Below are 15225 nucleotides of genomic sequence, written 5' to 3'. Positions count from 1 at the left end.
GAAAGAGGCCCGCCCTTGAGTGTTTCCTCAGGCGATTTTTGCCTGTTTCGCTGTGAGAGAAGCGGCGGCCGCTTCCACGCGTGCCAGCCCCTCACGGGCTTCCTCCGCCGTGGTGACGAGCGGCGGCAGGAGACGAATGACATTATCGCCCGCTGGTACGCCCAGCAGATGCTCGGCGCGCATGGCCTGCAAGAGCTCGCCCGACGGCACCTTGGCCTTGATGCCGAGAAGCAGGCCTTCGCCACGGATTTCCTCGATAACGTCAGGATAACGGTCCTTCAGCGAAGCAAGGCCCTGGCGGAAAACCAGCGCGACATCACGAACCTTTTCCAGAAAGCCGTCAGAGAGGACGACATCAAGCACGGCATTACCGACTGCCATGGCCAGCGGATTGCCGCCATAGGTGGTGCCATGCACGCCTGCCGTCATGCCGGAAGCGGCGTCAGCCGTTGCAAGGCATGCGCCCAGCGGAAAACCACCGCCGATGCCCTTGGCAACCGCCATGATATCAGGGGCGACACCAGTGTGTTCATAGGCAAAGAGCTTACCCGTGCGGCCAACGCCCGTCTGCACCTCATCGAAAATCAGCAGCAGACCGTGTTCGTCGCAAAGCGACCGCAGTAACTGCAGGAATTCCTTGCTGGGTGCGCGAATACCGCCCTCACCCTGAATGGGCTCGATCAGAAGCGCTGCCGTCTCGGCCGTGATGGCGGCTTTCAGCGCATCGACATCACCGAAAGGTACCTGGTCAAAGCCTTCGACCTTGGGACCGAAACCTTCGAGATATTTCTGCTGGCCGCCGGCTGCGATCGTTGCAAGCGTACGACCATGGAAGGCGCCTTCGAAGGTGATAATCCGGAACTTTTCCGGGTGGCCCTTGGAATAATGATAACGACGCGCGGTCTTGATTGCACATTCCAGTGCTTCCGCGCCGGAGTTGGTGAAGAAGACCTTGTCTGCGAACGTTTCCTCCGTCAGGCGCTTGGCAAGCTTTTCCTGGCCCGGAACTTCATAAAGGTTCGAGACATGCCAGACCTTTTCGGCCTGCGTCTTGATCGCGTCGACAAGATGCGGGTGGGCATGGCCCAGCGAATTGACGGCAACGCCGGCCGCAAAATCGAGATATCGCTCGCCGCTTTCCGTGTACAGCCAGACGCCCTCGCCTCGCTCGAAGCGGAGGGGGGCTCTTGCAAATGTATCGAACAATGGCGCGGCGGCTTCGGCCATGGCTGTATCACTCCTTGCGCGGATGCGCTGTCAGACGGTTGTCAATAGGCTTCGAGGGTTATCCCTCGCCTGAAAATCAAAAATGCCGCCTCGCGGCGGCAGGGGCACTATTGTCACTTCGCTTGCCGATGTCAACAAAAGTCCGTATTTCCTAGGCTTCTCAAGCCCTAGTAGGTGGCAGGTCGCAAGGCCCAAGGTGTTGCCTTTCTGACTCAACTCGCCAGCAAGTTGGGGAAAACCGGAAAATCGATTCGAGATGATTCCCGCGACTCTTGCCACGGAGTCTGCGTGGCACTAGGTTAATCGCTAATTACTAGACTGCATTGCGGCGGAACTAGTCACCAAAAATCAGGCAGAAACCACGCTCGCGGCATGCCCGCGAGACGGAGAAGGATTCTGTCGAAATACACGCGAAAAGCGGAGAAGCGGCATGAACTGGACAGACGAGCGGGTCGAGAAACTCAAGAAATTGTGGGCCGAAGGTCTGAGCGCCAGCCAGATAGCAGCTCAGCTGGGCGGCGTCAGCCGCAATGCCGTGATCGGCAAGGTCCATCGTCTTAATCTGCCCGGACGCGTCAAGGCTGGCGGCCCGGTGACGTCGGCGCGTTCTGCGCCCAAGCGGACTGCTGCACCTGCCCCGCGCACGGCGAATTTCGCTGGCCGCGTCAACGCTGCACCTGCTCGGATCCTGACCCGCTCCAACGCGGCGACCGCTCTTCAGGAAGAGGTCGGCATCGAAACTGCGGAAATTCTCGATTACGTTCCTTCCAGAAACGTCGTTACTCCGATCTCCCGCCGGCTGACGCTGACGGAACTGACGGAGCGCACCTGCAAGTGGCCGGTCGGCGACCCCCTGAAAGATGATTTCCATTTCTGCGGCTGTGAAGCGCTGGAATCTTCGCCTTATTGCAAATTCCATGCGAAACTCGCCTACCAACCGGTCAGCGAGCGCCGCAAGGCTTGAGTGTTGCGGCACACATTTGACACTCAAAAACTACGGGCCTTCGGGCCCGTTTTTTTGTGACAAAATACCGCGCTTCCCGGACAGCGACAGCAGAACATCAAGGCTTATTCATCGTCGTCGGGTTTCGCCCCTCAATCGAATTTCGGTGGACTCTCAACCGCTCGTCAAAGAGATGAAATTATCGTGCTTGCGGAAGGTTCAAAATAAAAAGGCCCGACACCAGACCGGTTTCGGGCCTTTTTATTTTGGCGGAACGTCATGCTGAGGGGAACCCTCAGTTCGGTTCCGATCAGGCTTCCATCGAATATCCGGCACCGCGCACGGTGCGGATGACATCCTGCATATGGGAAAAATTGAGCGCCTTGCGCAGACGTCCGACATGCACGTCAACCGTCCGCTCATCCACATAGATATCGTGACCCCAGACGCCGTCCAGCAATTGCGAACGGGAGAACACGCGGCCCGGAGAGGTCATCAGGAATTCCAGCAGGCGGAACTCCGTCGGACCGAGACGCACCTCGCGGCTTTTGCGGTGAACGCGATGCGTCTCGCGATCCAGCTCGATATCGCCGCACTTCAGCACCGAAGACAGAACCTCCGGACGGGCCCGGCGCAGCATGGCCTTGACGCGGGCCATCAGTTCCGGCGTGGAAAACGGCTTGACCACATAATCGTCCGCGCCGGTGGCGAGGCCGCGAACCCGTTCGCTTTCCTCGCCGCGCGCCGTCAGCATGATGATGGGAAGGCGCTCGGTTTCCGGCCGCATCCTGAGCCTACGGCACAGCTCGATACCGGAAACGCCGGGAAGCATCCAATCCAGGATGAGCAGATCCGGAATACGTTCCTGCAGCCTGATCTCTGCCTCGTCTCCACGGGGTATGGTGTCGACGTCATATCCCTCAGCCTCGAGATTGTAACGAAGCAGGACGCTCAGCGCTTCCTCATCTTCCACAACTGCAATCTTGGGCACCATATGCTAACTCCGCAAGCCGCTGCTTGTCTGTTACTCGGTCACCGAACCGAGCGTGTTGGAACTGTCGTCCTTCGGACGCTCGCCTTCCGGCTGGCTGCCGGTGGTCATGTAATAGATCGTCTCGGCGATGTTGGTGGCATGGTCACCGATGCGCTCGATATTCTTGGCGCAGAACAGAAGATGCGTGCAGGTGGTGATGTTACGCGGATCTTCCATCATGTAGGTCAGAAGCTCGCGGAAGAGCGAGGTATACATGGCGTCGATTTCCTCGTCGCGCTCGCGAATGGCATTGGCCTTTTCGGCGGAACGTGTCGAATAGACGTCAAGGACTTCTTTGAGCTGTACCAGCGCCAGCTCCGACAGGTGCTCTATGCCGCGGGCGAGTTTGCGCGGCACGCCCGTTCCGGCCACTGCGATAACACGCTTGGCAGTATTCTTGCCGAGGTCGCCAACGCGTTCGAGGTCCGCTGCAATACGCAGCGTGCCGATGATCTCGCGAAGGTCTGCCGCCATCGGCTGGCGCTTGGCGATGGTGACGATGGCCTTGTCGCCGATCTCCCGCTCGGAATGATCGAGGATAGCGTCATCGGAAATGACCTTCTGGGCAAGCGCGGCGTCGGAATTGACGAGCGCACGCACGGCGTCAGCACACATCTGCTCGGCGAGACCGCCCATCTCGGCAATGCGTCGCGTCAGGAACTTCAATTCGTCATCATAAGCAGACAGAATATGCGAATGGGTCGTTGTCTGGTTCACGGTCTATTCCTCCGGCTTGGCCTTGCATGCGACCGCCCGAAGCGGGGCCGCAGCGGCACCAGTCTTGTTGGGTTGCGATAAAGCGCCGGCCGCGATCAGCCGAAGCGGCCCATGATGTAATCCTGCGTGCGCTGGTCATCCGGATTGGTGAACATCTTGTCGGTTTCATTTTCCTCGACAAGGTGACCGAGATGGAACATGGCCGTACGCTGGGAAACACGTGCCGCCTGCTGCATGGAGTGCGTGACGATAACAATCGTGTAATTGGTGCGCAGTTCGTGGATCAGTTCCTCGACCTTGGCAGTGGCGATCGGATCCAGCGCCGAGCAGGGTTCGTCCATCAGGATCACTTCCGGGCTGACGGCAACGGCGCGTGCAATGCACAGGCGCTGCTGCTGACCGCCGGAAAGACCGGTGCCGGATTCGTGCAGGCGATCCTTGACCTCGTTCCAGAGACCCGCCTTCTGAAGGCTCTGCTCAACGATCTGGTCCATATCCGCCTTGTTGCGGGCGAGACCGTGAATGCGTGGACCGTAGGAAATGTTTTCGTAGATCGACTTCGGAAAAGGGTTGGGCTTCTGGAACACCATGCCGACGCGGGCGCGCAACTCCACGACGTCAATCGCCTGATCATAGATATCGTCGGTGTCGAGCGTGATCTTGCCCGTGACCCGGCAACCGTCGATCGTGTCGTTCATACGGTTCAGGGTACGCAGGAAGGTGGATTTACCGCAGCCGGACGGGCCGATAAGCGCGGTCACCGTATTTTCGCGAACGTTGAGGTTCACGTCGTAAAGCGCGCGCTTTTCGCCGTAATAAACCGAAACGTCCTTGCCGATCATCTTGTATGAGACTTCATTCATTTTCTTGTCCAGCGCCTTTTCAACTGCTGCTTCCGACAACATGTTCATTGCTCAATCTCCCTTTACCAGCGCCGTTCGAAGCGGCGACGCAACAGGATTGCGCCAACATTCATGACGATGAGGAACAAAAGCAGGATGATGATAGCGCCTGAAGTCCTTTCGACAAAGGCGCGCTCCGCTTCATTCGCCCACATGTAAATCTGCACCGGCAGGGCCGTGGACGGGTCCATCGGCGTTGTCGGGTAATTTGCTACGAATGCCACCATGCCGATCAGCAGCAGCGGCGCAGTTTCGCCCAGCGCGTGGGCGAGGCCGATGATGGTGCCGGTGAGGATGCCGGGCATGGCGAGCGGCAGCACGTGGTGGAAGATCGTCTGCATCTTGGAAGCGCCGAGGCCCAGGGCGGCGGCGCGGATTGACGGCGGCACGGCTTTCAGGGCAGCGCGGGTCGCAATGATGATCGTCGGCAGCGTCATCAGCGTCAGGACGAGGCCGCCGACCAGCGAGGCCGAGCGCGGAAAGCCCATGAAGTTGATGAAGACGGAGAGGCCGAGCAGACCATAAACGATCGAGGGAACAGCCGCGAGATTGTTGATGTTCACCTCGATGAGATCAGTCAGACGGTTCTTCGGAGCAAACTCCTCAAGGTAGATCGAAGCTGCAACACCGATCGGCAGCGAAAGCACCAGCACGATCAGCATCATGTAGAAGGAGCCAATCAGCGCCACGCCGACACCCGCCGCTTCCGGACGGCTCGAGGCGCCGTTGATGAAGATGCCGGTATTGAAATGCTTGCCAAGCTGCCCGCTTTCGGCCAGCTGGTTCATCCAGCCGAGCTGCTGGTTCGAGATACGGCGATTGGCTTCATCCGCCGTCAGATCGACCTGGCCCTTGAAGGCGCTGTCGACGTCGCCCGAGGCCAGCAGCGTCACCGTGCGGGTGGTGCCGATAACGGCGGGGTCGGCAACGACGATATCGCGAAGCTGCGTACGTACGCTATCGGAGATCAGAAGGTTGACGGCGCGAAGACCGGTGCGGTCCGTTGGCGCGACGCCCAGAACCTTGGCAACCGCATCACGGGCAAGAACGGGATAATTGGCCGTCATAAGCTTGGCCGGATTGGTGGCACGCTCGTTCTTGGGATCGATGATCTGTTCGGAGAACTCGACCGGAACGGTGATCATCGTCTGCTGGAACGCGGTGTAACCCTTGGAGACAACCGAGAAAAGCAGAAGGAAGAGAAAGATGAGGCCGAAGGAAATCGCTGCCATGCCATAAGCACGGAAACGGCGTTCGGCGGCATAACGGCGCTTGATGCCGATATCACGACGCGTCGCCTTGACGGCGTTCGCACCAGCTGCGGGAGAGGCGATGTCGGTCATTCATATTGCTCCCGGTATTTGCGCACGATGTAAAGCGCGTAGATATTCAGGCAAAGCGTGATGGCGAAAAGCGTGATGCCCAGCGCAAAGGCAACCAGCGTCTGCGGTGAGGTGAATTCAAGGTCGCCCGTCAACTGGCTGACGATCTTGACCGTCACCGTGGTCATGGGCTCGAAGGGATTAAGCTGCAGTCGAGCAGCAACACCTGCCGCCAGAACCACGATCATGGTTTCGCCGATGGCGCGCGACGCCGTCATCAGCACGGCGCCGACGATGCCGGGAAGAGCAGCCGGAAGAATGACCCTCTTGATGGTTTCGGAGCGCGTGGCGCCAAGTCCGAGCGAACCATCGCGCAGCGAACGCGGCACGGCGGTGATGATGTCATCCGACAGCGACGACACATAGGGGATCAACATGATACCCATGACGAAGCCGGCGGTGATGACACTCTGCGCCTGGATGAAGTTGGCGTAGTTACCCGTCGCCAGCCCGTTGATCTGCGCAGAAATGTCTCTGAGGAAAGGACCGACCGTCGTCAGCGCGAAAAAGCCGTAGACGATGGTGGGAATGCCGGCTAGCACCTCGAGCAGCGGTTTTGCCACCGAGCGCAGGCGGGGTGACGCATATTCCGACATATAGATCGCCGAAAACAGTCCGACGGGCACGGCAACCAGCATGGCGACGAAGCCGATATAAAGTGTGCCGGCAAGCAGCGGGATCAGGCCGAACTGTCCCGATGAATCGGTCGCACCGGCAGCCGCAAAACGCGGATCCCACACTGTGCCGAAGAAGAACTGGTGAGCCGGAACCATGTTGAAGAACTGGATCGCTTCCGTCAGCATCGACAGAACGATGCCGATCGTTGTCAGGATAGCGATGGAAGATGCGACAAGAAGAGCGCCGAGAATGACCTTTTCGACCTTGTTGCGTGCCCGGAAGCGCGGTGCAATCGCCCGCAGCGCATAGGTGGCGCCGCCAAGCGCGGCCAGCAGCACGACAGCGATCATCGCAAGACGGCTCGTGGCGGTCATGGTGTTCAGCGTTTGGGCGGCGTCAACCATGAACCGTTCCGGATCACCGGCAATCGCCACGCCCTTGGATGCAAGCAGAGGCCTCACCGCGCTTGTGTCCGCATCGACCTGCGCCGTTTCTTCCGGTGTCAGCCGCTGAAGGCCGCGGGCGATGGAGGTTACCATGCCGTAGGTCAGGCTCTGCTGCGCTTCGGATTGCGCCCGGATGTCTTCCGGGAAATCGCCGCGGACCGCTGATGTCACGATGAGCGGGCTGATAATCAGCCAGACGCTGAGAATGAACGCCGCGGGCAGTACCGCCCAGACGACCGCGTATGAACCGTGATAACCGGCTCGGGAATGCATGCTGGAAGGACGCCCACCAGACAGGGCAACGGCACGGCGGCTGCCGAGCAGATAACTGCCGATGCCGATCAGCGCCAGTATCAGCAAAAGGATCGATGTGTTCATTAGAGTTCCCTCGGCGTGCCGCAGGAGCACGGTGCGATATAGGGCAAATCAAAAAGTCATCAAAACGAGACCGCTGGACCATCCCGGAATGCCTGCCAAGTGACTGTATCAAAGTCCGGCAAGCGTCAAGGTTGATACATCCTATCCATCTGTAATCCATAGACAATCATGTGGACGACGATGAATAGGAACTGTCAACCGGAGACATTCGCCCAAGCGGAGAGGCACCGGATGGTATGAGGGGCGCGGCAGGCCGCACCCCTCCTTCTTCATTACATCGTGGAACCGGCCGAGAACTTGGCACGGATTTCTTCGCGCTCTGCGTCCGGAGCGGCAACCAGGCCGTAATTTGCGAGCGGGGAATCCGGGCCGATCATTTCGTCGGAAACGAAGAACTCGACATATTCCTTAAGGCCCGGGATAACGCCCAGGTGAGCCTTCTTCACGTAGAAGAACAGCGGGCGGGAAACCGGGTACTTGCCGCTGGCAACGGTTTCAGTGGACGGAACAACGCCCGAAACGGTTGCGACCTTCAGGCGGTCGGCGTTGTTTTCATAGAAAGCGAGGCCGAAGACGCCGAGGCCGGTCTTGTTGGCGTCGATGCGAGCGAGCGTCTCGGTGTAGTCGCCGTCGATGTCGACTGCAGCGCCGTCCTTACGGACTGCTACGCACTTGGCAGCAGCCTGCTTGGCGTCGGTGATCAGCGTCTTGATGACGTCGGTCGCCTTGGCTTCCTTGCAGCCGTCAGCCATGATCTTCTCTTCGAAGACTTCGCGGGTGCCGTGCTTGGAACCCGGGATGTAAGCGGCGATCGCTACATCCGGCAGTTCCTTGTTGATTTCCGACCACTTCTTATAGGGGTTGGCAACGAGCTTGCCGTCCTTGACGATTTCAGCGGCGAGAGCGAGGTAAAGGTCCTTCGGCTCAAGCTTGATGTCCTTGTTGGAAGAATCCATTGCGAAGACGATACCGTCGTAACCGATCTTCACTTCCTGAACGTCGGTAACGCCAGCAGCCTTACAGGCGGCCAGTTCGTCGCTCTTGATCTTGCGCGATGCGTTGGCGACGTCGATGGTGCCTTCGCCCACGCCCGAGCAGAACGCCTTCAGACCACCACCCGTGCCGCCCGACTCGACGACCGGAGCCTTGAAGTTCGGGAAGGTTTCGGCAAAAGTCTCGGCAACGATCTTGGCATAAGGCAGAACCGTGGAGGAACCGGCAACCTGGATCTGGTCGCGAGCAGCGGCGGCGCCAGCGAAGGCGACAGAAGCCACCAGAGCTGCTGCGGAAAATTTAACGAAGTTCATTTGTCTCTCCCGTCGTGGGCTTGTTTGTGGACGCAGCCGATAGCGGCACTCGCTCTTAGCATGCGCTCGGCGACCTCTTCTTAACCACCGTAGCCCCATCCTTTTATGTCACTTCGATGAAAGATTTGTGACAAGCTAAATAATTGATTTAAAATGCAAATTTACGTGATATTTTGTATGTACGGGTATTTATGTCAGAATCTGACGGTAAAATCCGTGCCGCTGCCCAGTTCAGATTTAATGATGAGCCGAGCGCGGTGGCGGGTGAGAATGTGCTTGACGATGGCAAGACCAAGCCCCGTTCCCTTTTTGGAGCGGCTGTCGGCGACGCTGACGCGATAAAACCGTTCCGTCAGCCGCGGCACATGTTCGGCCGGTATGCCCGGCCCCCGGTCGACGACGCTCACCTCTACCGGTTTGCCGGGCTCAGCCCGCAGCCAGACATCAACAATCTTGCCTTCCTGGCCGTATTTGCATGCATTTTCCACGAGGTTCTGGAATACCTGCACCAGCTCGTCGCGATCTCCCTGCACCTCCGCAGGACCATGCGGCAGATGCAGGGTGATATCGACATCGAGTTCGTTGGCAAGCGGCAGAAGCGTATCGCGCACATGACCTATGACGGGAACGAGATCGACCTTCTGATCCGGCGCGATATTGGCGCGCAGCTCCAGCCTCGAAAGGGACATGAGGTCATCCACGAGCCTGCTCATGCGGGTTGCCTGATCGAGCATGATGGCGAGGAAACGCTCCTGCGCCTTGGGATCGTTGCGTGCCGGCCCCTGCATGGTTTCGATGAAACCGCGCAGGGAAGCCAGCGGAGTGCGCAGTTCATGGCTGGCATTGGCGACGAAATCGCTGCGCATGCGGTCGATGCGGCGAAGTTCCGAGACATCGCGGAATGACAGGATGTAGAAAAGCGGGCCCGCCCCCTCGCCCATATCCGCACGGGCGATACGGACGATGAAGACCCGTTCCGAGGGGAAACGCTCGGAATGTTCGACCTGATTGGGCTCCCCGGTGGTGATGGTTTCGCGAATGACATCCAGCAGGCCCGGCGAGCGCAGCCTTGCGGAAATATGCGCCCCGGCGGGAAGCTGACCAAACGCCCGTTCGGCCGCGCCGTTCTGAAACAGCACGCTGGCATTCTTGTCGAGAATGAAAACGGGCGTATCCAGCACGGCAAGGCCCGCCCTGACGCCGGAAATGACACTTTCAGCCGGAACATCAGGCTCATCCACCTGTCCGGCCGCATTTTTGGCCTTTTCGGAAAAGGCCGGTTTTTCGCGAACGGCCAGAATGGCGATGACCGCGCAGAGCCAGAGGACGGCCGGCATATAGGGCGTGTGCAACTCGGAAACTGCCACGATGGCGAGCATGCTGACGACGAGCACAGGCAGCCAGTTCCGGCCAAGCTTCTTTGCCAAAAGCCTTAATCCACCATCGCCTTCCATGACTGCCATTTCAGCCTGCTTTCCACTCTCGCTCGACAGCGCATCGAAATCTCATAGGCCAGCTTCATGACAGAGATTCATCACCGCATATTTTCCACAGCGTATATGTGCAAATTCCACGCTGCAATCGTCACACCGCCACAGCTTTCTCAAGCAATCCTCTTTCGCTTGAATTCTGCCGGGCGATGTGAACTCATTGGCGGCGAGTTGCCTTTACACAACAACAGCCGGAGGAAACCATGGCCGATGAAACGAAGAAGCGGACAGTTGAGATTACCGTTGGCGGAAAGCTGCGCAGCTTTGACATCGACGATCCGGTTCTTCCCGACTGGGTGGAGGAGAACAAGCTCTCGGCCGGCAATTTTCCCTATGACAAAAAAATGAAGCGCGAGGAATACGATGCCGCGCTGGAGGCGCTGCAGATCGAGCTTGTGAAGGTCCAGTTTTGGCTCCAGGCCACAGGCAAGCGGGTCATGGCAGTTTTCGAGGGCCGCGATGCGGCCGGCAAGGGCGGCGCCATCTTCGCGATCCGCTCCTATCTCAACCCACGCTATGCCCGCGTCGTGGCGCTGACCAAGCCGACGGAAACCGAGCGTGGGCAATGGTATTTCCAGCGCTATATCTCGCATTTTCCCACGGCAGGCGAACTGGTTCTGTTCGATCGCTCCTGGTACAATCGGGCCGGAGTGGAACCGGTGATGGGTTTCTGCACCCCCGAGGAACATAAGCGCTTCCTCAAGGAAACGCCGCGCCTGGAAAAGATGCTCGCCCATGAGGACATCCACTTTTTCAAGTTCTGGCTCGATATAGGACGGGAAACGCAGATCGACCGTTTCCACGATCGCCGCCATAGCCCGCTGAAGTGCTGGAAACTTTCGGACATGGACATAGCCGCGCTGACGAAGTGGGACGACTACACGCAAAAGCGCGACGAGATGCTGGAAAAGACCCATACCGATGTCGCGCCCTGGACGGTGGTACGCGCCAATGACAAGCGCCGGGCCCGGGTCAATCTCATCCGCCACATTCTCAATTCGCTGGACTATGAAGGCAAGGACAGGAAGGCGATCGGCGAGATCGACAATAAGATATTGGGGGCGGGCCCGAATTTTCTCGGAAAAGCCGAAGAGAAATAAGGAGAGCCGCCTTTGGCGGCTGCTCGTACCCTTTTACTGACCCGGCAGGATGCGCACGGAATAAAGGTTGACCGGGCGGCCACTGCCATCGATATCGCTGTTGATGAAAATCCTGCCCGGCGCGTTGGGGGCCAGCGAACGCTCGAATGTCGCGTTCAGCAGCATGTCGGCGCGCTCGGCCGTGGCCGTAAAGCGGTGGCGCGAACAATCGCCCAAGGTAGCGAAATCGCATGCGACGGACACCTGTGTCTGCCGGTCACTGGAAGATTGCAGGGTAATGGATATGGTCGAGGATTTACCGGCCATGTCCCGCATCACTTCGACTGGAACCTCGATGCTGACGGCGCCATCCTGCGCCACGCTTCTCGACGTCACCCGAATTGCCTTGCCGGCGGGCGTTGCGATATTTTCGACATTGGCGCGTGGGCCTGCCGAAACTCCGGAATTACCGCGCTCGGCATTAAAAACCTCGACCCAGTCGTCGGAAAAGCCACGCCCGGCCGATAGGCTCGGGGCGGGTTCGGCGCCATTAAAGTCCTCTGCCTGCACCTGCGCCGGCGGATTGGGCACGCTGGTATCCCGCTGTTCCGGAGAGAGCAGGACACCCGAGGAATAGGCCCACCAGGCGCCGAAACCGACAAAGGCCAGAAGCGTGACATAGATGAAAAGCCGGGCAAAAAGCCCGCGGCGCTTGCGGCGACCAACAGCACCTTCGGGGCGGAAGGCAAGCGATGCGTCAGCCGCGCTGGAACCTCTCCTCGATGGTTTTCCGCCGCGCCGGCCTGGCCGGGGGGATGCCGGAGCCGTGGCGGCGCCGGGTCGCGCATCGCGCGTTTCACCGCGCAGTTCCGGCTCGACAGCCACTTCATCCCGATGGGGCGGCTGCGAAACGGGATCGACGGAACCATCATCCTGCGCCGCGCTTTCCTGCACGGGCGGCCGCAATTGCTGCTCCACCCTGTCCAGAAGCCGGTTGCGTTCCTCGTTCTCGATGAGGTGGATCAGGCTTTCAAGCCGCTGGCGCTGCTGGGCAACAATCTGCGGGTCGTCGATGCCCTGCTTGCGCAGGCCCGCTTCCAGCGCCTGACGGGACGATTGATAAATACGTGCACGAACTTCGGCGTTCGATCTGTCCGATTTTTCCAGAGCATTTCTGATTGCCGTTTCCAGTCCGCTCACGACCGATCCTTGTTCTAATGCGCTTTGCAAAATATGCGGCGCTGCGCCATGGGTTCACGATTCGGTAACGGCTATGCCGCCCCTCCGCAAGCATCGTTTGTGATAAAGACCGGATTGTCTTGGGGAAAATCGATCTATTGTGGCGCTACGAACGCAGGTTCGGCGACGCCTCGCGGTACTGTTTTCGCTTCCAATCCGACACCGAACACGATAATGACTTACGTGCGCGTAAACGTAATCTGGGGGAGGAGCCATGCTACCGTCCGTGCTGAAAGACAATCTGCGTCTTCCGGTCATAGCGTCACCATTATTCATCATTTCGCACCCGCAACTGACGCTGGCGCAATGCAAGGCGGGCGTCATCGGCGCTTTCCCGGCGCTGAATGCGCGGCCGGAAAGCCAGCTCGATGAGTGGCTGGCGATGATCACCGAAGAGCTTGACGCGCACAACCGGGCCAACCCGGATCGTCCGGCCGCGCCTTTCGCGGTCAATCAGATCGTGCATATGTCCAACCGGCGACTGGAACATGATCTCGGCCTTTGCGTGAAATATAAGGTCCCGGTGGTTATTTCCTCGCTCGGTGCCGTGCCGGAAGTCAATGCGGCCGTGCATTCCTATGGCGGCATCGTCCTGCACGATGTCATCAACGATCGCCATGCAAGGTCGGCCATCCGCAAGGGCGCGGATGGGCTGATCGCCGTCGCGACGGGCGCCGGCGGCCATGCGGGCACACTTTCTCCCTTCGCCCTCGTGCAGGAAATCCGCGAGTGGTTCGATGGCCCGCTGCTGCTTGCCGGCGCCATTGCCAATGGCGGCTCCATCCTCGCGGCACAGGCGATGGGCGCGGACATGGCCTATATCGGCTCCCCCTTCATCGCCACTCAGGAGGCCCGCGCCTCCGAAGCCTACAAGCAGGCAATCGTCGATGCGCATGCCAAAGACATCGTCTATTCGAACTATTTCACCGGTGTTCACGGCAATTATCTGAAAAGTTCGATCGTCGCCTCCGGCCTCGACCCCGACAAGCTGCCGGAAGCGGATCCCTCAAAGATGGATTTCGAATCGGCTTCCGGCGGCGCAAAAGCCTGGAAGGACATATGGGGCGCGGGCCAGGGTATTGGCGCGGTCAAGGCGGTGGAGCCGGTAGCGGCTCTGGTTGATCGGCTGGTCCAGGAATACGAGGTTGCGAGGGGCCGCATCTGCGCCTTAGCCTGATACGCCCCTTAAACATTGGACAGGCAAAGCTTTTTGCGGAAATTTCAAAAGCCACGCATTCAAGGCTTGAAATCCGTCGGCATTGCCTGTATCAGCCCGCCATGAAGCTGATCCGTGACAGACGGATCACAACCGGGCCGCTTTAGCTCAGTCGGTAGAGCACATCATTCGTAATGATGGGGTCGCAGGTTCGAGTCCTGCAAGCGGCACCAATCACATGTCCCTGAAATAACTCATAATTTTCGCTTGTTCGGGATGCGGGAGAGAGGTCACGTCTCCTGAAATGTCTCCCGATTGGTTTCCAACAAGCTGTTTACGTTCGGGGGTAAGGTCGGCAAGATGCCGTAGTGGGCTTTGCATTACACCTCCCAGATTGTCTCCGTCGCTAGATATTCCCAGATCACTGTGCGCACGGTGAGGCCATCCGACCAGTCGAGCGCATATCGATACCGTCCTTCTTCGACCACAACCCAGCCGCCGGCCATCGACGATCCGTCGATAACTCGGAGAAGCATGCGACTGCCAACCTCAGGCCAAACGTCTGATCCGCCGCCAATTTCTTCAAATGAATCGCGCTGTTCTTGGCTCATTTGGGAAACAGGCAGAAAAGAAACCTGGGCCGGCGGGTCTAGTTTAGGCTCTCCCAGCTCGTGATATGCGTGTCCTTGCGCATTCTTCAGGACCACTCTCGATATCCTTTGAGCATCGGGATAGAGAGTGAACGGTTGCAAATTGTCGAATAGTTGCAACTGCCCATCTGGATGCTGCTTCAGCGAACGAACTATGGTCCGGTTGCTTCTCAAGATGGTCGCCGCCTCAGCATGTGTGGCTGGATTCGGATATAAGGAACCTGCCATAACAGCATGCAAGACGCACAACAGGTATGTTTCATCCAAGGAAAATCCCGAATTGCATTCTTTGCAAACTACGACCTGAGGGAGATAACCATCAGGGACGTCTTCCCCAGCATCGAACCTGCGACCCTTGTCCCGAAGGTTTTTGGAAAGCAGCGACTTGGTGGGCACGTGATCGCGATTGACATCCAACCCGGCAATGGCCTTACCACAATAGATGCACCATGCCTTATGTCTGCTATCACTGAAATCGTCGCTGTATTCCATTTGCTTCCACTAGCGCCAACAACCCGCATGATCTCAGCAGAATTCTAAGTCGGACGATAGGTCCTCTTTGCGCACAGGCCCAACGTCTACGCGTAGAAGCTCGGCGCTCAGTCACCCTTCCATGCGGGGCGTGGATCTCGACGCCGCATTCCCGGCCGAGTAGAAA

The 15225-nt window shown here is 58.7% G+C and carries 13 protein-coding genes and 1 tRNA gene; 4 read left to right on the top strand and 10 right to left on the bottom strand.

Annotated elements, in window-relative coordinates:
* Positions 1-27: 27 nt before the first annotated feature.
* Positions 28-1227 carry an aspartate aminotransferase family protein gene (locus EGT36_RS08530; protein WP_004439775.1) on the bottom strand — a complete coding sequence of 400 codons (1200 nt, stop codon included), beginning with the start codon at positions 1225-1227 and terminating at the stop codon, positions 28-30.
* 430 nt (positions 1228-1657) lie between these two features.
* On the opposite strand from EGT36_RS08530, the gene EGT36_RS08520 reads away from it, so the two are divergent.
* Complete coding sequence (locus EGT36_RS08520) at positions 1658-2191, top strand: GcrA family cell cycle regulator (protein ID WP_004439774.1); 534 nt, start codon at positions 1658-1660, stop codon at positions 2189-2191.
* A gap of 289 nt (positions 2192-2480) precedes the next feature.
* Here EGT36_RS08520 and phoB read toward each other — a convergent pair whose 3' ends face one another.
* The 7 genes from phoB to phoR all read right to left on the bottom strand — a co-directional run bounded on the left by phoB (position 2481) and on the right by phoR (position 10416).
* Positions 2481-3164, bottom strand: a complete 684-nt coding sequence (gene phoB, locus EGT36_RS08515; RefSeq protein ID WP_003493692.1) for a phosphate regulon transcriptional regulator PhoB — start codon at positions 3162-3164, stop codon at positions 2481-2483.
* 30 nt (positions 3165-3194) lie between these two features.
* On the bottom strand, positions 3195-3920 hold the full coding sequence (phoU, locus tag EGT36_RS08510) for a phosphate signaling complex protein PhoU (protein WP_004439770.1): 726 nt from the start codon (positions 3918-3920) through the stop codon (positions 3195-3197).
* Between the two features lie 95 nt (positions 3921-4015).
* Positions 4016-4831 carry a phosphate ABC transporter ATP-binding protein PstB gene (pstB, locus tag EGT36_RS08505; protein WP_003519986.1) on the bottom strand — a complete coding sequence of 272 codons (816 nt, stop codon included), beginning with the start codon at positions 4829-4831 and terminating at the stop codon, positions 4016-4018.
* A 14-nt stretch (positions 4832-4845) separates the two neighbouring features.
* On the bottom strand, positions 4846-6165 hold the full coding sequence (gene pstA, locus EGT36_RS08500; protein ID WP_006698947.1) for a phosphate ABC transporter permease PstA: 1320 nt from the start codon (positions 6163-6165) through the stop codon (positions 4846-4848).
* Entirely contained in the window at positions 6162-7646 is a 1485-nt protein-coding gene (gene pstC / locus EGT36_RS08495; RefSeq protein ID WP_004439765.1) for a phosphate ABC transporter permease subunit PstC, read from the bottom strand. The genes pstA and pstC overlap by 4 nt, the downstream gene beginning before the upstream one ends.
* A 272-nt stretch (positions 7647-7918) precedes the next feature.
* Positions 7919-8953, bottom strand: a complete 1035-nt coding sequence (locus EGT36_RS08490) for a substrate-binding domain-containing protein (RefSeq protein WP_004439763.1) — start codon at positions 8951-8953, stop codon at positions 7919-7921.
* Between the two features lie 194 nt (positions 8954-9147).
* Positions 9148-10416 carry a phosphate regulon sensor histidine kinase PhoR gene (phoR, locus tag EGT36_RS08485; RefSeq protein WP_037089348.1) on the bottom strand — a complete coding sequence of 423 codons (1269 nt, stop codon included), beginning with the start codon at positions 10414-10416 and terminating at the stop codon, positions 9148-9150.
* Positions 10417-10646: 230 nt separating this feature from the next.
* On the opposite strand from phoR, the gene ppk2 reads away from it, so the two are divergent.
* Positions 10647-11543 carry a polyphosphate kinase 2 gene (gene ppk2 / locus EGT36_RS08480; protein ID WP_035206749.1) on the top strand — a complete coding sequence of 299 codons (897 nt, stop codon included), beginning with the start codon at positions 10647-10649 and terminating at the stop codon, positions 11541-11543.
* Between the two features lie 33 nt (positions 11544-11576).
* On the opposite strand, the gene EGT36_RS08475 is transcribed toward ppk2, so the two are convergent.
* The gene (locus tag EGT36_RS08475; RefSeq protein WP_037089354.1) at positions 11577-12722 is read right to left on the bottom strand and encodes a hypothetical protein; all 1146 of its coding nucleotides are present in this window, start codon (positions 12720-12722) and stop codon (positions 11577-11579) included.
* Positions 12723-12975: 253 nt separating this feature from the next.
* Between EGT36_RS08475 and EGT36_RS08470 the strand changes: the two genes are divergently transcribed.
* Together EGT36_RS08470 and EGT36_RS08465 are read left to right on the top strand one after the other, a co-directional pair.
* Entirely contained in the window at positions 12976-13938 is a 963-nt protein-coding gene (locus EGT36_RS08470) for an NAD(P)H-dependent flavin oxidoreductase (protein WP_037089356.1), read from the top strand.
* 136 nt (positions 13939-14074) lie between these two features.
* Positions 14075-14150, top strand: a tRNA-Thr gene (locus EGT36_RS08465).
* Between the two features lie 147 nt (positions 14151-14297).
* Here the strand turns inward: EGT36_RS08465 and EGT36_RS08460 are convergent.
* Entirely contained in the window at positions 14298-15059 is a 762-nt protein-coding gene (locus EGT36_RS08460; protein ID WP_075636511.1) for a hypothetical protein, read from the bottom strand.
* Positions 15060-15225 lie beyond the last annotated feature (166 nt).

The organism is Agrobacterium sp. FDAARGOS_525, from assembly GCF_003938925.1.
Taxonomy (GTDB): Bacteria; Pseudomonadota; Alphaproteobacteria; order Rhizobiales; family Rhizobiaceae; genus Agrobacterium; species Agrobacterium pusense.
Note: the sequence above shows the minus strand (reverse complement) of the source record. Positions and strands in the feature narration are given on the sequence as shown.